Consider the following 21,679-nt stretch of genomic DNA (forward strand, 5'->3'; position numbering starts at 1 on the left):
TTCATTCCCCCAGGTCGAGAGTGAGTTTGGTGACGGCGAACGCCTCGGCGTAGCGCGCGTGGCATTCGATGCCGCGGATCCGGGCCAGCCCGAGGAAGGCCTCCCGGTCGTACCAGGGCCGGTGCCGCTGCGAGGGGTAGTGCTCCTGCAACAGCCGCACCTTCTCCTCGGCGACCTCCGCGGACAGCGGCTGGTACCCGGACGGACGGCCGAGATCGCCGTCCCACTTGACGATCTCGTAGCCGAGCACGAGGTGGTCGCGGAACGCGGTGCGCACCAGTTTCGCCAGCCCTCGGTGGTCCTGGTGCGCGTCGTCGGTGCGCGGCGCGAGGACGAGATCCGGTTCGGTCTGCGCACGCAGCTCCTCCACCGCGTCCTTCGCCTCACCCCAGTGCGACGGCAGTCGGCCGTCCGGCAGCTTGAGCACGGTCAGCCGCAGGTCGGCACCCGGGCAGAAGGCCGCGAGCGCGGCCCGCTCCTCCTGCTCGCGCTCACCGCCGCCGCCGGAGAGCACCAGCGCGTCGACGCGGATGCCCGGCCGCGCGAGGCACAGCGTCAGCAGGGTGCCGCCGGCGCCGATGGCGATGTCGTCGCAGTGCGCGCCCACCGCGACGACCCGGTCCAGGCGCCCCGCGCCGAGCCGGATCACACGGCCCCCGTCCCGGCACCCGCGCGGGCGCCGTCCCGCTCCCACACGGCCCACGGGCGCTCGCCCCGGGCGTACGCCTCGTCGAGCGCGGCCCGCTCCTTCACCGTGTCGGTCGGCTTCCAGAAGCCGCGGTGCTGGTGCGCGACCAGCCGCCCGCGCTTGGCCAGTTGTCCGCACCCGTCGGCCACCAGGTCACCGCCCTCCGGGATGTGGTCGAAGACCTCCTGCCGGAGCACGAAGTAGCCGCCGTTCTCCCACAGCGGCATGTCGCTCACCGCGGTGATACCCCCCACCAGGCCGTCCTCGCCCAGATCCACGCAGTGGAACGAGGACTGCGGCGGCACCACCATCATCGACGCACCGGCGTCGCGCCGGGCGAAGTTGTCGATCATCTCCGGCAGCGGGGCGTCGGTCAGCACGTCGGCGTAGTTGGCGAGGAACATCTCGTCGCCGTCCAGGTGGTGCCGCACCCGGCGCAGACGCTCCCCGATCGGCGACTCGATGCCGGTCTGCGCGAACGTGATCGTCCAGTCCGAGATGTCGGTGGACAACAGCTCCGTCCGCCCGCCTCTCAGCACGAAGTCGTTGGACGTCGTCTCCTCGTAGTTGAGGAAGAAGTCCTTGATGTGGTGGGCCCCGTACCCGAGGCACAGGACGAACTCGGTGTGCCCGAAGTGCGCGTAGTAGCGCATGACGTGCCAGATCAGCGGCCGCGGGCCGACCATCGCCATCGGCTTGGGCACGTCGTCCGCGGCGCCGCTGCGCATCCGCATCCCGTAGCCGCCGCAGAACAGTACGACCTTCATGACGTGACCTCGACGATGCTCAGTTCCGGTATGGGAAAGACCAGTCGGCCGCCCCAGGAATGCACGAACGACAACTGCTCGACCAGCTCGGCCCGCAGGTTCCACGGCAGGACCAGGACGTAGTCCGGCCGGTCCACGGCGATCTGCTCGGGCGCCAGGATCGGGATGCGGGTGCCCGGGGTGAACCTGCCGTGCTTGTAGGGGTTGCGGTCGACCGTGTAAGCCAGCAGGTCGGGCCGGATGCCGCAGTGGTTGAGCAGGGTGTTGCCCTTGCCCGGCGCGCCGTAGCCGACGACCGTCTCGCCGCGCTCGGCCGCCTCGATGAGGAACCGCAGCAGATCCCGGCGCACCTTGGCCACCCGGGCGGAGAACTCGGTGTACCCGGACAGCTCCTGCAGCCCGGCCGCCTTCTCCCGGTCCAGCACCTCGGCCACCCGCGCGGTCGGCTCGCCGGCCACCTCGGCCGGCCGGGCCCACAGCCGGATGGAGCCGCCGTGCGTCGGCAGCAACTCGACGTCCACCAGCGTGAGTCCGCCGCTCGCCAGCGCCCGGATCGCGGACGCGACCGTGTAGTACTGGAAGTGCTCGTGGTAGATCGTGTCGTACTGGTTCTCCTCGATCAGGGTCAGCAGGTGCTGCACCTCGACGGAGACCCAGCCGTCGTCGGCGACCAGGGCGCGCAGCCCCTGGGTGAACCCGACCACGTCCGGGATGTGCGCGTACACGTTGTTGGCCACGACCAGGTCCGCCGGGCCGTGCTCGGCGCGGACGGCCGAGCCGGTGTCCGGGCTCAGGAACTCCGTGAGCGTGGGCACGCCCGCGTCCCGTGCAGCCGCGCCGACGTTCACCGACGGCTCGACGCCGAGGCAGCGGATCCCCCGGTCCACCACGTGCCTCAGCAGGTACCCGTCGTTGCTCGCGACCTCGACCACGAAGGCGTCGGGGCCCAGACCCACCCGCTCCACGGCGTCGGCGACGAACGAGCGCGCGTGCTCCACCCACGAGGTGGAGAAGGAGGAGAAGTACGCGTACTCCTTGAACGTCTCCTCCGGCGTGATCAGCGGAGGGATCTGCGCGAGCCAGCAGTCGGTGCAGACCCGCAGATGCAGCGGGTACGCCGGTTCCGGATCGTCCAGTCGGTCCGCGGCGAGAAAGCTCTCGCACGGCGGGGTCGCCCCCAGATCGACGACGCTCGCCAGCGCCGCCGAGCCGCAGAGTCGGCATCGTGTCATCTACTGCCCCCATCCCGCTCGCGGGGGCGCCCCCGCCGCGAGCCAGTGCTGTTGTCCCCTACCGACGGCGGGCTGTCCCCGCCGCCGGACCGACCCGCTATCGCGGTGCGGTACCCCTCCACCAGGCGCTCCAGGCCGACGGCCGGGCTGAAGCCCTGCTCGTAACGGCGCCGGGCCGCCCGGCCCATCTCCTGGTTGCGGACCGATCCGTCCGTGATCTCACGCAGGCACGACGCGAGCGAGGCCGCCTCGCCCGGCCGGTGCAGCAGCCCGGTCACCCCCTCCTCGACGAGTTCGACGAAGGCGCCGTGTCCGGCGGCGACGACCGGGACCCCGGCCGCCATCGCCTCCACCACCACCAGGCCGAACGCCTCCAGCCAGGTGGAGGGAACCACCACGGCCACCGACCGGGCGACGGCCTTGCGGCACTCCGCCGAGTCGTACAGGCCGACGTAGCGCACGTCGTCGCGGCCCGCCGCCCAGGCGGCCACCTCCCGCTCCAGCGGCCCCGTGCCCGCGATCACGAGCGGCACGCCCACACCGCCGCCGGCGGCGATCTCGTCCCAGGCGGCCATGAGCAGCCGCACGCCCTTGGCCTCCGCGAGCCGGCCGAGGTAGAGCAGATGCTCGCCGGCGCCCACACGGCGGTCGTCCGGATCGGGCACGAAGTTGTGCTTCACCGCCAGCCGCTCGGCCGGCATGCCGGACCGCACCAGGACGTCGCGCTGCGCCGCGGAGATGCAGAAGAACCGCTCCACGCCGGACCACCACCGCCGCCGGTTGACCGACAGGCTCACCGCGAGCGGCACCGTCGCCAGCCGGGAGTTGCGGTAGCAGCCGTGCCGGACGGCGGGCAGCGGCGCGGACCCGACGCACTCGGTGCACGGCCTGCCGTCCCGCTGCAGCGTGCCGGGCGGACAGACCTGGGTGTAGTTGTGCAGTGTGGCGACGGCGGGCACACCGGCGTCGGCGCAGGCCGCCAGCACCGCCGGCGACAGCAGCGGGAAGACGTTGTGGACGTGCACCACGTCCGGCCGCTCGGCGCGCAGCTTCGCCGCGAGTTCCCCGCGCACCGCCGGGTTCCACGGCACCAGCAGCGGTATCGCGACCTTGCCCGGCAACGACCGGGCGGCGATGTCGTCGCTGCGCCGCTCGAACACCTCGACCCGGTGCCCGGCATCGCGAAGCAGCGCCACCTCCTGGTCGACGACCTTGTTCTCCCCGCTCGGCTGCGCCGAGGCGTAGCGGTTGTGCACCACGACGACGTGCATGCTCAGGTCACCTCCGAGGTACGGGCCCAGCGCGGGACGGGACGTCGGGGCGCGTCGGGCCTCGACGGGGGAGCGGGTTCGGCGGGCGCCGCCAGCAGCGAGGCGGCCACGGCCAGATGCAGGAGATACGGCGAGGCGTCGCCGAGACCGGCCTCGGTGTACGAGGCGATCGCGCAGTAGCTGATCAGGAAGATCGCGCAGGCCCTCGACAGCGACGGCGGCCGCAGCAACGCGACGCCGCCCAGCACGATGATGATCGTCGCCACCAGGGCGATGCCGGTCACGCCCTGTTCGTTGTAGACGGCCAGCCAGCTGTTGTCGATCGGCAGCCCGCCGAACGACTTGTCGCCCAGGCCCGTGCCGAACAGGTGCTCCGTGGTCGTCCGGGGCGCCGCCAGCAGGGCGTGCCAGACCTTGGCCCGGCCGGTGAGGCTGGCGAAGTTCTCCTGGCTCTGCCCGCGCAGGAACCACGCCTGGAGGGCGGAGCTGAACCCCACCGCGGCCACCGCCGCGCACAGCACCGCCCAGGAGAAGACCCGGCGGGCGGCGGCGCTGGTCAGCACGAGCGAGGTGATCGCCAGCACCAGCGCGATGATCAGGCCGAGCGTGGCCGTGCGGGTGTGGGTCAGTGCGAGCAGGCCGAGGGACGGCACGACGACCACGGCGGCGCTCCTGCGGTCGGTGCGGTGGCCGAGGAGGAGCAGCACGGTGAGCCCGATGATCACCGCGGCGTACTGGCCGATCTGCGGCGGGGTGAGCGGCCACAGCGCGCCCACCAGCCGTCCGCCGTAGAGGTCGGGCATGGCGGCGCCCGGTGAGACGACCAGGCCGGCGGCCACCGAGGCGAGCACCGCGAAGTACATCCGGATGTGGTGCCGGACGAACGTCGGGCCGCCGTCCCACCAGCGGCTGAGCAGCCACAGCGTGCCGACGAACAGCGCCAGCCGGAAGCAGCGGAACAGCGCGCCGAGCCCGGCCCCCTGGTCCACGCTGGAGATCAGGCTCGGCACCAGCAGCAGGGTGAGCAGGAACACGTAGGCGCTGGCCCGGACACGCACCCGGGGGTTGGCCACGAGCGCCAGCGAGAACGCGGCGACCAGCGAGCCCATGGTGACCATCTGGATGAGGGAGCGGGGCAGCGGGACGATGGTCACCGCCCCGGCGGAGCCGAGGGTGTTGAGGACGAGCAGCCCCCAGACCGTCCCGACGATCTTCGACGTGTGCTCGGCGGTGGTGTCCGTGGACCTCATCTCAACCACCGTCCCCGGCGCGGAAGGTGCTGCCCGCGTCCTGCCGGTACGGCGCGGCCTGCCACTGCTTGACGCCGACCGTCCGGCTCGCGTCGTGCACGACGAAGGTCCACGGCCCGACGTAGACGTTGTCGTGCCAGCGGTTGTGCTGCCGGCCGGTGATCGCCTCGGCCACCCGCTCGCCCTGGTAGGGCGACCAGTCCGGGTAGGTGCCGTAGTTGGACAGCACCGCCATCAGGTCGCACTTCGCCGTGCAGCCGACGACGGACTTGTCCAGCACGAAGCGGTTGTCGTGGATGTCCACCCGTTGGGTCTTCCACCGGCAGTCGGAGTACAGCGGTGCGCCGGCGATCGCGGGCTGCACACAGCGGCCGGCGTCCTTCACCAGCAACGTGCAGTCCCCGGACGAGGTGTTGGCCGGGCTGTTGCAGAACCGGTCGGCGTTCTCCCACAGGGTGATCCCGGACCAGTTGTTCTCCAGCACGTTCCGGTAGATCTCGAGCTTGTCCGTCCGAGCCCGGACACGCGGCTCGCCCCCCGACTCGGACACGTAGACGGTCGCGAACGGGAACGTGTCGCCGGCGGCCGCGTAGGCGCGGCCCTCGACCCAGTTGTTCCGCCGGATCGTGTTGTTCCGGATGATCGCGTTGTAGCTGATCTCGTAGATCAGCGCGGCGCCGTCGTTGTCCTCGATGAGGTTGCCCTCGATGAGGAAGTCGTTGTTGTTGGTGTCCGCCCACAGCCCGGTACCCCGGTTGCCGTGCACCCAGTTGCCGCGGACGACCGCGCCGTTCACGGCCCAGAACTTGACGCCCCCACTGCAGCCGCAGTCCGGCCGCTGCCGCTCCCAGTCGTCCGTGTTGTTGCCCACGATCTCGTTGCCCTCGACCACCAGGCCGCCGACGTCGCCGGCCTTGTACGCGTTCATCCCGTACTGGCCGTTGTCGCGCAGACAGCTGGCGCGGACCTGCTGGCGGGCCCCGGCCATCAGCCCGGCACCGGAGTTGTCCCGGATCGTCGCGTGCTCGATCACCCACCCGTCGGCCGAGTCGTGGTTGACCACGCCCTCGTCACGGGGCGCGACGAAGTTCTGCACGGTCAGGTGGCGGATGGTGACGTCCGCGGCGGCGCCGCCGAACGCGTAGTGGTTGCTCTCGCGGCCGTCGAGCACCGCGCCCGGCGCCCCGACGTAGACGTCCCCCTCCTTGGGGATCACCTGGTCGTAGCGGTTCGACAGGAGCGTGTGCCTGCCCGGCCGAAGCCAGAAGGTGGAGTGCGGGGGACTGCTCTCGGTCTTCGCGGCCAGGTCGCCGGGCACCGCGGGGTCGATCGTCACCGCGCCCGCCGGCGCCTTCGCCGGCCCGGCGGCCGGCTTGGCGCACACCCTGACCACGGACGTCGGGGGCGCGGAGGGCACGGCGGTCGGTCTCGGCGTCGCGTCCGTCGTGCCGCCGTCACAGCCGGTCGCCGCTGCCAGCGCCAGCGCTGCCGCCGGCAGCGCCCGGTGCCGCCACGTGATCCCCACGCGCCCTCCCCCTAACCCTCGAACCCGAGCACGGTGGTGAAGCTCTCCGTGCCGTCGGTGAAGCCGGCGCCGACCAGGGTGGTGGCGGGCTCCTTGCGCCCGAAGCCGGCGGAGTACCAGCCGAGCGGCGGGTCGCTCTCCCCCCGGTGCGCCGTCCAGGACAGCTGTGCTGGCAGGTCGAGCACCGCGGAGCGGTCCTCGCCGTCCCGCGTCCAGGTGAGCTGCGCCCGGTTCCCCGCCAGCTCGGCGGTGACCGCCGGGCCGAGGTGGAACGCCAGACGCACGGCCCGCCGCGGGCCGCGGACCTCGTCGACCACCCGCAGCTCCCCGCTCGCGGCCGTCAGCTCCACCCGTCGGCGGTGCACCGAGGGCAGGTAACCGTCGTGCTCGGCGCACCAGCGGACCGTCCCCCCGTCACCGGCGCCGGACGTGTCCGCGACCAGGACCCGGCTGCGGGCGTGCCGGGTCCACAGGAACGGGCCGCCGGAGACGGACTGGTCCTCGCCGTCCAGCTCCAGGGTGTTGTGGCCGAGGGTCGAGCGGAAGTACCGCCGCCACTCGGGCTGCCCGTGGTAGCAGAACGTCCCCGGGTCGGCGAGCACGTCGACCCCGTCGTGCCGCACCTCCACGGACAGCGCGTCCGCGTGGGCGTGCGCGGCGATGGACAGGAATCCGTGCGGGCCGCCGTCGCAACGGCACCAGATCTTCCCCGGACCCCGCAGCACGGTCATGCCGGCGTCGGCGAAACGGTCCGGCCGGTTCGCCGGGCGGGACACGGCCGGCCCGGTTCCCTCCTTCGCGTACGGCCGGACGAGCGCGGCCAACAGCCCGGTGCGCACATCGGTGCCGGTCACGGCCGGCCACCAGGCGAGCCTGCCGAACACGGCCTCGCCGGTCGCCAGCAGCGAGCCCCAGCGGTCGGTGCCCGCGCCGTCGACGACCAGACCGTGCCCGTCGTCCGCGTCGCCCTGGCGCGGCGGCCTCAGCCGGTCGTCCACGACGGCCGCGAGCGCGTCGGTCATCCGCAGCAGCACCAGCCGCACCGTCGCGGGGACCGGCACGTGCGCGGCGTCCGCCTCGGCCACCGCCGCCAGACCGAGCTCCAGCACCAGCCCGTGGTACTCGCTCGCCAGCTCGCGGTTGAGGCCGGAGGGGAAGGTGTTGGCGCGCAACTGCCGCTCCAGCGACCGCAGCGCGTCGGCCCGCCAGCGCGCCGAGGCGGGGAACCAGTCGAACGCGCAGGCCGCGGCGAACTGCCCGGCGGTCTCGGCGATGACGTGGTTGTTCGCCGACGACCCCCGGCTGGGGAAGGCCGCCAGCCAGCGCTGGTGGTGCCAGATCTGCCGGTGCGCCACCGGGTTGCCCTCGAACAGCTCGGCCGCGCCCGGCCAGCCGTCGAGCAGCCGGCGGACCCACACCCAGGACAGCAGCCGGATCCCCAGCTCGATGCCGCTGGTCCAGTGCACCCCGCACAGCGGCGCGTTGGCCGCCCACCACGACCGCAGGTGCGCGGCCACCCGCTGGGCGTACCGCTCGTCCCCGGTGACCGCGTAGGCCGCGGCGAGCACGGTGAGGTGGTGGTGCCTGGACAGCTCCCAGATCTGCTTGACGTCGCCGACCGTGTCCTCGTCGCGGTACGGCACGTCGAAGGCGTAGCCCTCCGGCGCCCGGCGCCCGGTCTTCGGGTCGTGGAACCAGTCCGGGTCGGCCAGGTCGTCGCGGGCCACCCCGAAGTACTCGGCGTGCCCCGCCATCAGCCGGTCCGCATCGGCGACGAGCCGTTTCGCGGCGTCCGGCGGCACCGCGTCGAGCGTCCCCGCGGGCAGGACCGCGGTGAACCGGGCGCCGGTCACGCTCGGGCCGTCCGGCAGCGCCGACCGCCACCGCCGCCTGCGCACCGTGTCGCCGACCCGGCCGCCGATCTCCCGCGGCCCCATCCGGGACAGCCGCCGCAGGTACCAGCCCGGGCTCCCCGCGCTCACCGTCATCGGGCCCCCGTGAGCGTCACCGGCGCGCCGCCGGCGAGGCCGGTCCGCACGGCGAGGGTGGCCGCCGTGGTGGCGACCAGCGACTCCAGCGGCACCGGCATCGGCCCGCCGGTCCGCACGGCCCGCACGAACGCGGCCAGTTCGGCCGACTGGCCCTTGTCCCGGGCCTTGGGCAGTCGCGAACTGACCCACCGCTTGCGCCCGTACACCGAGGCACGGACGAAGTCGTCCAGCCGCAGCACCTTGCCGTCGGCGACCAGGTCCAGCGTCTCCTTGGGGAAGCCGGGCGCGCCGGTGGTGACGTAGCTGATGGTGGCGGTGGAGCCGTCCGGGTAGCGCAGCACGACCTGGAGGTCCTCGTTGCCGGGCGCCGCCGTCGCGTACACCGAGACCGGGTCGGCGTCGAGCAGCCAGCTCGCCGTGTCGATGAAGTGACCGCCCTCGCCGGCGAACCGTGAGCCCTCGGTGCCCTGCCGGAGGTACCAGCTGCCGTGATCGAGGCGGCCGGCGTTGACCAGGTAGCGCAGGCTCGCCGGTCCGGTCCGGGCGCCGAACCGCTTCCTGGCCTCGTTGAGCAGCGGCGCGAAGCGGCGGTTGAAGCCCACCTGCAGCCGGTCGTTGCCGGACTCCTCCACCGCGGCGAGCACCCCGGCCAGCTCGTCCTCGGACAGCGCCAGCGGCTTCTCGACGAACACCGTCTTGCCGGCCAGCAGCGCCTTGCGGGTCAGTTCGGCGTGCGAGCTGTGGCGGGTGACCACGAACACCGCGTCGACCGACGGATCGCCGAGCACGGCGTCGAGATCGGTGGTCGCCGCGGCGAAGCCGAACTTCCGCTGCGCGTTGGCCGCGGACAGCGCAGTCGTGGTGACGACCGTGGACAGCTCCACGCCGTCGCGCTGCGCCAGATGCGGCAGGAGCATCGACGTCGCGTAGTTCCCGGCGCCGACGAACGCCAGCCGCACCGGCGCCGTGGCGGCCCGGGCCGGGGAGGGCGCCGCCGTGCCGCGACGCACCGCGGGCACGGTCACCGCGGGGGCCTCCGCCTCCGGGGCCCGCGCCGCGTCCTCCTTCTGGTCGGGCTCCTGCTGCTCCGGGTACCGGAACAGCACGGCCACGGCCTTCAACTCGCCGTCCTTCAGCCGCTGATACGTCGGGACGGCGTCGTCGAAGTCGGCGATGTGGGAGATCAGGGGCTCCACGTCGACCCGGCCGCGTGCGGCGAGGTCGAGGAAGCACGCCAGGTTGCGCCGCTCGGTCCAGCGCACATAGCCGATCGGGTAGTCCCGCCCCTCCAGCTCGTACGCCGGGTCGTAGCGCCCGGGGCCGTAACTGCGGGAGAACCGGACGTCGAGCTCCTTCTCGTAGTACGCGTTCCACGGCAGGTCCAGGCGGCACTTGCCGATGTCGACGACCCGGCCGCGGTCCCGGCACAGCCGGGCGGCCAGCTCGACGGGCTGGTTGCTGCCGCCGCCGGCGGCCAGGTACACCTGGTCCACGCCGTGCCCGTCGGTGAGTTCGGCGACGGCGTGCTCCACCGCTGCGGACCCGGGATCGCCGCAGGCCGCCGCGCCCAGCCGCTCGGCGAGCTCGCAGCGCACCGGATCGGGGTCGGCCCCGACGACCCGGACCCCCGAGGCGGCCAGCAGCTGCACCACCAGCTGCCCGATCAGCCCGAGGCCGATGACCAGGGCCACTTCGCCGAGCCGTGACTCGCCCTGACGGACGCCCTGCATCGCGATCGACCCGACGGTGCCGAAGGCCGCGTGCCGCGGCGCGAGGCCGTCCGGCACCGGGGCGTAGAGGTTCTTCGGCACCCAGTTCAGCTCGGCGTGCAGCGCGTGCTCGTTGCCGGCGCAGGCCACGAGGTCGCCGACCTTCACGTCGTCGATGCCGGCGCCGACCTGCTCGACCACCCCGCACAGCGAGTAGCCCAGCGGCGTGTACGAGTCCAGCTTGCCCATCACCTTGCGATACGTGGCGGGCACCCCGTTGGCGGCCACGCTCTGCACGACCTTGGCCACCTGGTCGGGACGGGAACGGGCCTTGCCCAGCATCGACATGCCGGCCTCGGACACCTTCATCAGCTCGGTCCCGGTGGAGATCAGCGAGTAGGCGCTGCGCACCAGCACACCGTCCGCCTTGCACCCCGGCACCGGCACGTCGAGCAGCGCCAGCTCACCGCTCTTGTAGTTCTGTACGACCTGTTTCACCCGAAGTCCTCTTGTCTCTGCGCCGTCGTCAGTGGTCAAGTCGTCAGTGGTCAATGGGAGTTCTGGCCGGACCCGGTGGTCGCGCCGCGATACCAGTGCTCGAGGGTCAGGACGTGCCACAGATGCTTGGAGAAGTCCCGCTGCCCGGCGGCGTCCTCGGCGACCATGCGCGCCAGCGCGTCACGGCGCAGGATCCCGGAACGGACCAGCTCGCCGTCGTTCACCACCTCACGCACCAGCGGCGCCAGATCCCGGCTCATCCAGGCCCGCAGCGGGGCGCTGAACAGGCCCTTGGGCCGGTACACGATCTCCCGGGGCAGGACCGAGACCGCCGCCTCCTTGAGGACGGCCTTGCCCTGCCGCCCGACGATCTTGCGGGCGCCGGGCACGGCGAACGCCGCCCGGACCACCTCGACGTCCACGTACGGCACGCGCACCTCCATCGACGCGGCCATGCTCGACCGGTCGGTGTAGGCGAGGTTCAGGCCCGGCAGGAACATGCGGGCGTCGCCCAGGCACATACGGTTGACGAAGTCGTCGAGGTCGTTGTCCCGGTAGACGTCCGCGTGTTCGGTCAGCACGTCGTCGACCGTCCCGGCCAGGTCCGGATCGATCAGGTCCAGCAACTCGCCCCGGTCGTACATGGTGTAGCTGCGCCGGAACGCGGTCTCCTCCGGCAGATCGGCGAACGACAGGAACCGCTTGGCGAAGCGCACCGACCGGTACCCGCGGCGGGCCGAGGCGACCGGCAGCCGGTCCACCGCCGCCGACAGTCCGCGCCGAACGGGCCGCGGGACGCGCTGGTAGCGCAGCGCCAGCAGGTTGGCCAGGTGCTTGCGGTACCCGGCGAACAGCTCGTCGGCGCCCATCCCCGACAGCATCACCTTGACCCCGGCCTCCCGGGCGGCCGAGCAGATCAGGAACGTGTTGATCGCGGCCGGGTCGCCGATCGGCTCGTCCAGGTGGTACGTCATCCGCGGCAGCAGGTCGAGCACGTTCGGGGCGATCTCGATCTCGTGCAGGTCGACGCCGAACCGCCCGGCCACCTGCCGGGCGTAGCGCAGGTCGTCCGGCATCGCCTCGAACCTGGCGTCCTCGGCGCGGAACCCGATCGTGTAGGCGGAGATCCCGGGCCGGTCGCGGGCCGCCAGGGCCGTCAGATAGCTGGAGTCGAGCCCCCCGGAGAGGAAGGTCGCGACGGGAACGTCGGAGATCAGGTGGCGCCGGGTCGACTCCTCGACGACGGCCGCGATGTCCGGCTGCTCGCCGGCCAGAATCCGCTCCCTGCCCTCGGCGGCGACGTCCCGCAGGTTCCAGAACCGGCCGCGCTCCACCCGGCCGTCGGGCCGGCACCTGAGCCAGCTCCCCGGCGGCAGCTTCTCCGCCTCACGGAACGCGCACCGAGAGTCGGGCACCCAGTAGTAGAGCAGCGACGCCACCAGCGCCGAGTGGTCCACCTCCAGCGACCCGCCCGTCACGGCGGCGAGCGCCTTCAGTTCGGAGGCGAACACCAGGCCCTCGCCGCGCCGGAGCAGGAACAGCGGCTTGATGCCGAGCTGGTCGCGGACGAGCACCAGGTCGCCCGTCCGCTCGTCGAAGATCCCGAACGCGAACATGCCGCGCAGCCGGGGCAGACAGTCCGTGCCCCAGCGCCGCCAGGCCTCCAGCAGCACCTCGGTGTCGGAGGTGCCGCGAAAGCGCACCCCGGCGGCCGCCAGCTCGGCACGCAGCTCGGGCGCGTTGTACAGCTCGCCGTTGTACGTCAGCACGAGGCCGTCCGAGACCATCGGCTGGGCGCCGGTCTCGGACAGGTCGATGATGGCCAGCCGGCGGTGCCCGAGGTGCACCTCGCCGTCCCCGACGGCGTGGCCGTAGCGGCCCGCCCCGTCCGGACCGCGGTGCGCGAGGGTGTCGGTGAGCCGGTCGGTCACGACCTTTCCGTCCGGCCATCGGTAGGTACCTGCGATGCCACACATGTGTTACTGAGCCTCCTGGTCGCTGTCCGGCACCCGTGCCGCCCACATCGGCTGCCGCTCCGTCCGCCGCGGGACCTCCCCCACTGCCTGGACGGCGTGGGAGGTACCCCCACCCATCTGCCGGGCCGGCCGCTCGTTGCGGCCGCGCAGCGCGGTGTGCGGCCCGTCCCACAGCGTGCCGTCGGTCCGGTCACGCGGGTCGGGGTCGATCAGCACCACACCGATGACCGCGATGTGCTGGTCCGCGAGCTGGCGTGCCACGGTGTGCAGCCATGCGGCGCTGCCGTGCCCGGCACGTACGACGAGGACGGCCCGGGTGCCGAGGTACTGCAGGTCGGTCCACGCCGTGCCGGGCGCCACCGAGCCGACGCCGATCCTGCGCCCCTGCGGCGACTCGGCCGCGGCGCGCTCGCCGGTGACCACGGCCGGGTCCCCGGGCTTCGGACGGCGATCGGCGAGCTGCCGGCCCGGCAGACCGTCGACGACCACCACCGGCCCCTCCGCCGCCAGTGCCCCGGCGAGGTCCAGGGCGAGCACGCTCGTGTTGCGCGCGCAGCCCAGTTCCAGCAGCGACACCGGTTCCGCGGAGCCGCGCACGGCGCGGGCCAGGGACAGGGCGAGCCGTTCGCGTGCCGCCCGGACCCGGCGGCGCCGCCATCGGCCGCCCGGCCGGTGGGGCAGCTCCGCGACGACCGAGGCGCCGAGGTTGGCGGCGATCTCCCGGCGCAGCACGGGACGGTCCGCCACCACCGCGCCGACCGCCGCCAGCGCGAGCCCGAGGAACAGGCCGAGGAACAGCCCGATCGCGGCGTCCCTGGCAGCGGTCCCGGGCAGGGAGTGCCGCACCGCGTACGGGGCGTCCACGATCTGCGTGCCGGCGACGAGCCGGGGCGTGCCGATGCTCGCCTCCCCGGCGCGCTGGCTGAAATCGGTGATCTGCGAGGTGAGTTCGGCCCGGCGGGCGTACAGGGACTCCAGGTCCGCCGACGACCCCGGCCCGCTCGCCTCGGTGCCGTCCCCGATCGTCTTGTTGACCTGGGCCAGTTGGGTCTTCAGCTGGTCACGCTGGTCGATCAGGGCCTTGGCCTCGGCTTTCGAGGCCTCCTGGATCCGCCTCACATGGTCGGCGACGAACGCGTCCGCCAACGCCTTGGCGCGGGCCACCGCCTCCGCGTCGCTGTCACCGGTCACGGTGATCTGCAGCACGTTGTTGGTCACGCCGGTACCGCTGTAGTCCTGCATGAAGTCCTCGGCTTTCTCCGGGGACCGCAGGGACTTCAGCGCCTGCTCGGCGATCCGGGTGGTCTGCAGCAGCGCGACGTCGGTACGGATGAGCGTTCCGGGGTCGTTCGGCTGGTCCTCCTCGTGCGCGACCAGCACCTTGGTCACCGCGGTCGGCGGCGCCGGCAGCAGGAACGCCACCGCCGCGCCGACGAGCAGCCCCAGCAGCGCGAGGGAACCCCACAGGCGGCGCCGTCGGCGCACCGCCGCCACCAGGGTCTGCAGGTCCAGCAGCGGAGCGGCGGTCGACGACGCCGCGGTCGTACTCGTCGTCACCCTGTGACTCCTGTCGCGTCGTCCCGTTCGCCGTCGAAGCTCGTGGGCGTGGGGGCGGGCGCGGGTACGGCGGTGCGCCGAGGGCGGTCGGCCGACCGCGTCGCACGGACCGGACCGGCGAGGACGACGCCGACGACCGCGTGCCCCGCGTCCGCACACGCCTCGGAGACGCCGGCGAGCTCCCCCGCGGTCCAACTGCCGGCGCTGAGCACGACCAGCGCGCCCGACTCGCGCTCGCGGTCCGGCACCATCGGCCGGGACACCGGGACCGCCACCGCGCGCAGCAGCGGATCGCTCCCGGCCACGTCGACGAGCTGCCCCGCCGCCCGGCGGGCGATCTCGTCGCCCTCGGGGAAGACGACCAGGAGCCGCTGCGGGGACGGCAGCCGGTCCCGCAGCCGCGAGCACACCCGCCGGTAGCGGATCTGCCTGCTGGCCTCGTCGCCGGACAGCTGCGGGGCCGGGATGTTCCACCGGACGTCGAGGCCCAGCAGCCGGCGGATCCACGCCCGCGGACCACGGCCCGCCGACCGGTGCGTGGGCCGTTCGACGGGTACGTCGACGGTTCCCAGCAGCGTCGAGCCCAGCGCCGCGGCGATCTCCGGTTCGCCGCGCAGCCGGCGGCTCATCCGCGCGGCGGCGAGATGGCCGATCACCGCGAACAGCAGGAACAGCAGCGCTCCGCCGGCGACGAGCTGCGTCCTCGTCGGCGGCGCCTCGCCGGTCGGCCGGGCCGCCGACCCCATGACGACCATGTTCTTCGCCTCGTCGTCGACCGGGTCGGCCTGCTTGATGGTGCTGATGGCCTCGCGCAGCGCGGTGCGCAGCTTCTCCAGCTCGGTGCGGGTCTGCACGCTCTCGACGGTCTCCCCGGGATCGGTCGCGTCGGCCAGCTTGCTGATGCGGCGGCTGGTGTCCTCCACCGACTGCTGGAGCGCGGCGAGCTCCTCCGCCGCCCCGGGGTCGGCGGTTTCGCTCGCGATCCGGGTGGCGTAGGAGACGAACTCCTTGGCCACCTGGTCGGAGAGGCGCTGCGCACGCTCCGGGGTCTCGGCGGTGCCGGAGATCTTGATGATGTTCCCGTCCGTGGCCTTGGCGCCGACCTGATCCCGCAGGTCGCTGCCGCTCACCCCGCTCCAGCCGAGCGTGGCGGCCGCGCGGTCGACCACCACCGAACTGGTCGCCACCTCCGTCTGCGTCAGCAGCTCACGCTCCTCCCACGTCCCCGGCAGCAGCACCGACGCCGAGGTCGTGTAGCGCGGCGGGAACAGCAGGGACGCGCCGTACCCGACGAGCGCACCCAGCAGGGCGAAGACGGTGAGCAGCCGCCAACGCCGGCGGACAATCCGCCCGATGGTGACCAGGCGTATCGTGTCATCGCTCAATGGTGCGGCCTTCCCCTGCCGGGTCAGGGTCGCGCGCCGTGACCGGGGCCCGGTCACCGCAGGCAGCCTCGTAGGCGGCGAGCAGCGATCGCTGGGAGTTCCGCCAGGACAGCGGCCCGCCGATCCGCTCCTGGCCGATCTTGCCCATCAGGGCCCGCTTCTCCGGGTCGTCCAGCAGCAGGGCGATCAGCCGGGCGAACTCGGCCTCGTCGTCGGCGGCCGCGTACACGGCGGCGTCACCGGCGGAGACCCGCGCCTCGCGCAGGTCGAACGAGACGACCGGCCGGCCCATCACCATGTACTCGAGGACCTTGTTCATGGTCGACACGTCGTTGAGCGGATTGTTCGGGTCGGGGGAGAGGCACACGTCCGCGGTGGACAGGTAGCGCACCAGGTCGGCGTCCGGAATACGCCCGGTGAACTGCACCTGCTCCGAGAGCCCGAGCCGCCCGGACAGCTCCACCATCGCGTCGAACGTGTCGCCGCCGCCCACGAACACCGCGTGCCAGTCGCTCCGCCCGACCTCGTCGCGCAGCTTCGCCAGGGCCCGCAAGGCGTAGTCGACGCCGTCCTGCGGACCCATGACGCCGAGATAGCACAGCAGATGAGGCTTGCCGCGCTTCAACTCCGGCTCGGGCGGCACGGGGTGGAACCGCTCGACGTCGGGCGCGCTGCGCACCACGAAGACGTCCGCCGGCCGCTTGCCGCCGCGGCGCACCGCGACGTCCCGGTAGCTCTCGTTCGTGGCGAGCACGACGTCGGCGGCCCGGTAGGTCCGCCGTTCCAGCGCGCACACGGCGCGGTAGAGCAGGTCCTTGCCGCGGCCGAACCGGGAGAGGTACAGCTCGGGCACCAGGTCGTGCTGGTCGAAGACGAACCGCGCGCCGCGCCGCTTCAGCCACAGGGCGGGCAGGAACAGCAGGTCGGGCGGGTTGCAGGCGTGGACCACGTCGACCGGGCCGACCTTGCGGGCCAGCCGGACCGTGTGCCACAACGCCGAGCCGTACTCCCGCAGATAGCCGGACGGCCCCCCGGTGGCCGCGCGCAACGGGTAGCGGTGGATCCGCACCCCCTCGATCACTGCCTCCGGCTCGGTGTCCCGCTTCGTGCCCTGCGGACAGATGACGTGCACCGTCCAGCCCGCGTCGCGCAGCGTCGTGCACTCCTGCCACACCCGCCGGTCGAACGGCACCGACAGGTTCTCCACCAGGATCAGCGCGCGCCGGCCCGGCCGGTCGCCGCTTCCCGCATCACCAGGCAAGGCCCACGTACCCCTGTTCGGCCCGGCGCGCGTCGGCGTCGGGAAGGTGGACGAGATCGATGATCACCGGGGCGTCGCCGTGCGGCAGCGCCGACAGCACGGCCGGATCCTTCGTCCCGACCAGGCACACCTCGGCGTGCTCGAGCACCTCCTCGACGGAATCGGCGAGCAGTTGCGCGAGATGCGGCAGCCGGGTCTCGATGTACTCGCGGTTCGCGCCGAGCAGCCGGGACAGGCTCACGTTCGCGTCGTAGATCTTCAGGTCGTACCCCTTGCCGAAAAGCCGCTCGGCCAGCTCGACGAGCGGGCTCTCGCGGAGGTCGTCGGTGCCGGGCTTGAAGGACAGCCCGAACAGGCCCGCCCGGCGTTTCCCGGTGCGCTCCACCAACTCCACCGCGCGCTGCAGATGGTCGGAGTTGGACGGCAGCACATGGGACAGGATCGGCACCGAGACGTCCGCCCGCTGCGCCGCGTGCACCAGGCTGCGCAGGTCCTTGGGCAGGCAGGAGCCGCCGAAGGCGAAGCCGGGCCGCAGATAGGCGGGGCTGATGTTCAGCTTGCGGTCGGCCAGGAACACGTCCATCACCTGGTGCGAGTCCACCCCGAGGGCCTGGCACACCGCGCCCAGCTCGTTCGCGAAGCCGATCTTGAGACCGTGGAACGCGTTGTCCGCGTACTTGATCGCCTCGGCCGTCGGGACCGGCACCCGGAACACCTCGCCGGGCAGGTCCTGGTACAGCGCCGCCACCGCGTCGCCGCTCGCCGCGTCGAGCTCGCCGATGACGGTCTTGGGCGGGTCGAAGAAGTCCCGCACGCTTGTGCCCTCGCGCAGGAACTCCGGGTTGACCGCGACCCCGACGTCCACCCCGGCCGTGCCGCCGACGTACTTCTCCAGGATCGGCAGCAGCAGGTTCAGGCAGGTGCCCGGCAGCATGGTGCTGCGGAACACCACGGTGTGCCGCCCGCCCCGCTCGGCCAGTGCCGCGCCGATCTCCTCGGTGACCCGCTCCAAGTACGTCGTGCACAGGCTGCCGTTGGGCTCCGACGGCGTGCCCACGCAGACCAGCGAGATCTCACTGTCCATGATCGCCTCGCGGACGTCGCCGGTGGCGCGCAGCGCCCCGGTCCGCACGACGTCGGCGATGAGCTCGCCGATCCGCTCCTCGACCACCGGGGCCTTGCCGTCGTTGACCAGGTCGACCTTCACCTGGTTGACGTCGACCCCGATGACCTCGTGCCCCATGCTGGCAAGGCACGCGGCCGACACGCAGCCCACGTAGCCGAGCCCGAAAACGCTGACCTTCATGACCCGTTCCTCCCCCCGGGCAGGCCCTCGCGGCCTGCGTTCCGCACGCCGGCGGGGTCGTCGGACCCCAGCCCCCCGCGCATCAGTTGCCCCCCGCACATCAGTAGGCCCCCTGGCCGTAGAGCACCGCACGCATCGTCTTCCACAAGATCACCGTGTCCAGGGCGAGCGACCAGTCCTCCACGTACCGCAGGTCCAGCCGCACCGCCTCCTCCCACGACAGGTCACTGCGTCCGCTGATCTGCCACAGGCCGGTGAGGCCGGGCTTGACCAGCAGCCGCCGCCGGATGTCCGGGCCGTACGCGGCGGACTCCTCCGGCAGCGGAGGCCGCGGACCGACGAGCGACATCGATCCGGTGAGCACGTTGAACAGCTGCGGGAGTTCGTCGATCGAGTACCGGCGCAGCACTGCTCCCACCCGGGTCACCCGCGGATCCCGGCGGAGCTTGAACAGCGGGCCGGCGCCCTCGTTGAGGTCGGCCAGCTGGGCCCGCGCCCGGTCGGCGTCGGCCACCATGGTGCGGAATTTGAGAATGGTGAACTCGCCGCCGTCCTTGCCGACTCTGCGCTGGCGGTAGAACACCCCGCCCCGGCTGTCCATCAGCACGAGCAGCCCGACGACCGCCATCAGCGGCGCGAACAGGACCAGCAGGACCGCCGCGCCCATCCGGTCGACGACGCCCTTGACCGCCCGGCGCCCCCCGGTGAAGGTCGGCATGCTGACCCGCAGCAGAGGTATCCCGAGCACCGCGTCGACGTGCAGCCGCGGGCCGGCCACCTCCATCAGCACGGGGGCCACGACCATCTCGGCGTCGGTGCCTTCGAGGTTCCAGGCCAGCCGCTGGAGCCGCTCCGGCGACCAGTGCGGGTCCGGCGTGACCGCGACGACACGGTAGCCGTCGCCGTGAACGTGCTTGGCGACGTCGGCCAGCTGGCCGACCACCGGGACTCCGTCCAGCAGATCACCGTCGAGCCCGGGACCGTCCGTCGTGCACACCGCGTCCACCCGCCAGCCCAGATGCGGGAACTTACGGGTGCGGGTGATCAGGTCGCTCACCGTGGCGGGGCTGCCGGCGGCGAGCACCGGTCGCAGGCACCGGCCTTCCTTGCGCTGCCTGTGCAGCGAGAGGCGCAGCAGATAGCGCGCGGTCATGGTGACGAGCGCGATCGCGGGGATCGCGACGAAGATCCAGAGCTTGATGTTGCGCGAGGTGAGCGCGATCCCGCCGAGCGCCAGGACGACGGTCGCGGCGAACAGCGAGCGTCCGAGCCGGCGGAACTCCTCGGCGCCCTGGCCGAGCACGGCCGGCGCCCACGACCGGCTGACCGCGAGCGCCCCCAGCACCAGCAGCTCGGTGCCGAACGCGAGAATGCCCCATTTCTCATGCCAGTTGGCAGCGTCCCGGGCTCCGAAGAAGTTGCCGATCCCCGCCACCACGAAGGCGGTGGCCGCCGTGTCGCTCATGATCACGGTACGTCGGTACCGCTGCTCCCAGTCGATCGCGGGCCGGCTGATCGTGTCGTTCTCCAGACGCCCGCGCGCCGACGGAAACGGGCTGACTAGCTCCCCTTGCCGCACAGAACCCCCCAGGTTCCCCAGTGGTTCGACGTGTTCGCCTAACACTGATTCCTCCCCCCGGGAGGCCCCCGCCCCCCGTACCGTCCCTCCCCTCGGGAGGCCCCCGCCTCCCGTGTCGCGCCGGTCCTCCCGCGGCAGGCCCCCGCCTCCCGCGCATGACATCCCGGTATTCCGGCGCTACTCGAACACCCACCCCGGCGGCAGTGGACTCGTATGTCCCGCCCGACTCTCGAGGTGTGCGGCGACCCGTCGAAGACCTTGAGTGCTCCCCGCACCCAAGCCCCTCTCGGGCCCCAGGAATTGATCACCCCCACGTCCGGCGTCGAGGACGCGCTTACCGGCCTTCCGCAGCGCCAGACCAATAGATCATTACGGTCGCCTCGTGTTCGAACGGCCGAAGCAAGGTCAATCTAGACCATGAGGAGCCGGTATGAAGAGAGGATGTGTGTAATTTGTGTTTAAGGTTTGGGGCTGCTCCGTCGGCCGGTGACCGCCTTCGGGTTCGTTGTGACCGACGCGCGTTGCGCCAGCTCGCCCGGCACTTGGGCCCGGCTCCCGCGCGTTGGCGGGCGGCGAGCCGCAACTGCCCCTCCGCGCAAGCGGGTTCGGTGGCGACCGCCCGGTTTGCGCACGATCGTGTGCCGCTTCGGGCGTCGAGGTGGCGGGCCGCTCGGCGGGCCGCCGCGACCGCATGAATTGATCATGAATGGTCCGCGGTGACATCCCCCGGGTGAGCGAATCCGTTTCGGTGTCACGTCTTCCGGCCGTCGGCCGACGGCCGGGGATTCCCTCCGGACTCGCGCGAGAATATGCCAAAGGCAATTCACCACACTCTCGCCTTCGCGGCAGGGCGAGAGCGTCAAGAGGGGCAACCGGCTTGCTTTGCGGCAGCGGAACCTGATGATCGATCGGTGAGGCGGCTCGAGCGCATCCGGTCGAACGCCACCCCACGGAACCGCATCACGCAGTCGGAGCGCGCCACGTAAGCGGAACGGCGCGGGCGCAACCGCGCCCTGCGGCCGGAACCGCGTCCTGCGGCCGGAACCGCGTCACCGACGGGGCTCCGGCCGTGACCCGCTCGGCATCATCGGGGCCGTCAGCCCGCAGGCCGGCCTGACGACGCCCCGGTCCCCGTGGGCGGGGTGAGTGGGCGCCGTCCGGGACCGGTGCGGTGGCGGTCCGTGTCGCTGTTGGGCCGAACGGGTGACTTGGCGTAAGAATTGACTGGTGCACGCATTGAAGGCGAGTCAGTTCTGGGGGTGCCGGTGAACCGTTACGACGTCACCGATGAACAGTGGGAAGGGCTCGCTCAGGTCGTTCCGCTGCGCGGCCGGGACGCGTGGCCCTCGGCGGTGGACCACCGCTCGCTCCCGGACGCCGAGACGGAGACCCGACGCCGTTTCGTCGTCCTGCGGGTCAACGTCTTCGCGGACGCCCGTGAGGTCGCCGAGACGCTGATGGCGGGCATCCCGGTGCTGCTCGACCTGACCGGGGCGGAGACCGACACCGCCAAACGGGTGCTGGACTTCTCCACCGGCGTCGTCTTCGGCCTGGCGAGCGGTATGCACCGGGTCGACCGCAACGTCTTCCTGCTCACCCCGCCGGGCACCGAGGTCGGCGGGATCATGGAGGGGGCGGGCGCACCGGGGGTCTGAGGGCGCGGGGCACGTCGCTCGATGGTGGG

The 21,679-nt window shown here is 72.5% G+C and carries 15 protein-coding genes; 1 reads left to right on the forward strand and 14 read right to left on the reverse strand.

The window, feature by feature from the left end; all coding sequences use genetic code 11:
* Position 1: 1 nt before the first annotated feature.
* From QF032_RS29395 to QF032_RS29460, 14 genes are all read right to left on the reverse strand, one after another.
* A complete protein-coding gene (locus tag QF032_RS29395; protein WP_307046632.1) occupies positions 2-649 on the reverse strand; it encodes a PIG-L deacetylase family protein in 648 nt (215 codons plus the stop codon).
* The gene (locus QF032_RS29400; RefSeq protein ID WP_306948787.1) at positions 646-1,455 is read right to left on the reverse strand and encodes a glucose-1-phosphate cytidylyltransferase; all 810 of its coding nucleotides are present in this window, start codon (positions 1,453-1,455) and stop codon (positions 646-648) included. Before QF032_RS29400 ends, QF032_RS29395 begins: the two co-directional genes overlap by 4 nt.
* Positions 1,452-2,687 (reverse strand): class I SAM-dependent methyltransferase, encoded by a 1,236-nt coding sequence (locus QF032_RS29405; RefSeq protein ID WP_307058088.1) that lies wholly within the window; start codon positions 2,685-2,687, stop codon positions 1,452-1,454. Before QF032_RS29405 ends, QF032_RS29400 begins: the two co-directional genes overlap by 4 nt.
* Positions 2,684-3,958, reverse strand: a complete 1,275-nt coding sequence (locus tag QF032_RS29410; protein WP_307058090.1) for a glycosyltransferase — start codon at positions 3,956-3,958, stop codon at positions 2,684-2,686. The genes QF032_RS29405 and QF032_RS29410 overlap by 4 nt, the downstream gene beginning before the upstream one ends.
* 2 nt (positions 3,959-3,960) lie before the next feature.
* The gene (locus tag QF032_RS29415) at positions 3,961-5,208 is read right to left on the reverse strand and encodes an O-antigen ligase domain-containing protein (protein WP_306948784.1); all 1,248 of its coding nucleotides are present in this window, start codon (positions 5,206-5,208) and stop codon (positions 3,961-3,963) included.
* 1 nt (position 5,209) lies between these two features.
* Positions 5,210-6,733, reverse strand: a complete 1,524-nt coding sequence (locus QF032_RS29420) for a right-handed parallel beta-helix repeat-containing protein (RefSeq protein ID WP_307058092.1) — start codon at positions 6,731-6,733, stop codon at positions 5,210-5,212.
* Between the two features lie 11 nt (positions 6,734-6,744).
* A complete protein-coding gene (locus tag QF032_RS29425) occupies positions 6,745-8,721 on the reverse strand; it encodes a heparinase II/III family protein (RefSeq protein WP_307046640.1) in 1,977 nt (658 codons plus the stop codon).
* The gene (locus tag QF032_RS29430; protein WP_307058093.1) at positions 8,718-10,931 is read right to left on the reverse strand and encodes a bi-domain-containing oxidoreductase; all 2,214 of its coding nucleotides are present in this window, start codon (positions 10,929-10,931) and stop codon (positions 8,718-8,720) included. Before QF032_RS29430 ends, QF032_RS29425 begins: the two co-directional genes overlap by 4 nt.
* Before the next feature lie 50 nt (positions 10,932-10,981).
* Complete coding sequence (asnB, locus tag QF032_RS29435) at positions 10,982-12,907, reverse strand: asparagine synthase (glutamine-hydrolyzing) (protein WP_307058095.1); 1,926 nt, start codon at positions 12,905-12,907, stop codon at positions 10,982-10,984.
* A gap of 3 nt (positions 12,908-12,910) precedes the next feature.
* Positions 12,911-14,464 (reverse strand): Wzz/FepE/Etk N-terminal domain-containing protein, encoded by a 1,554-nt coding sequence (locus QF032_RS29440; protein WP_307058097.1) that lies wholly within the window; start codon positions 14,462-14,464, stop codon positions 12,911-12,913.
* Complete coding sequence (locus QF032_RS29445; RefSeq protein WP_307046649.1) at positions 14,461-15,849, reverse strand: Wzz/FepE/Etk N-terminal domain-containing protein; 1,389 nt, start codon at positions 15,847-15,849, stop codon at positions 14,461-14,463. The genes QF032_RS29440 and QF032_RS29445 overlap by 4 nt, the downstream gene beginning before the upstream one ends.
* Positions 15,839-17,110, reverse strand: coding sequence for a glycosyltransferase family 4 protein (locus tag QF032_RS29450; protein ID WP_307046651.1), 1,272 nt, complete (start codon positions 17,108-17,110; stop codon positions 15,839-15,841). Before QF032_RS29450 ends, QF032_RS29445 begins: the two co-directional genes overlap by 11 nt.
* A complete protein-coding gene (locus tag QF032_RS29455) occupies positions 17,100-18,416 on the reverse strand; it encodes a nucleotide sugar dehydrogenase (protein ID WP_306948776.1) in 1,317 nt (438 codons plus the stop codon). Before QF032_RS29455 ends, QF032_RS29450 begins: the two co-directional genes overlap by 11 nt.
* Before the next feature lie 100 nt (positions 18,417-18,516).
* Positions 18,517-19,995, reverse strand: coding sequence for a sugar transferase (locus QF032_RS29460; RefSeq protein ID WP_307058099.1), 1,479 nt, complete (start codon positions 19,993-19,995; stop codon positions 18,517-18,519).
* Between the two features lie 1,265 nt (positions 19,996-21,260).
* On the opposite strand from QF032_RS29460, the gene QF032_RS29465 reads away from it, so the two are divergent.
* Complete coding sequence (locus tag QF032_RS29465) at positions 21,261-21,650, forward strand: cell division protein SepF (RefSeq protein WP_057575626.1); 390 nt, start codon at positions 21,261-21,263, stop codon at positions 21,648-21,650.
* Positions 21,651-21,679 lie beyond the last annotated feature (29 nt).

The sequence above is a fragment of the Streptomyces achromogenes genome (assembly GCF_030816715.1).
GTDB classification, from domain to species: domain Bacteria; phylum Actinomycetota; class Actinomycetes; order Streptomycetales; family Streptomycetaceae; genus Streptomyces; species Streptomyces achromogenes_A.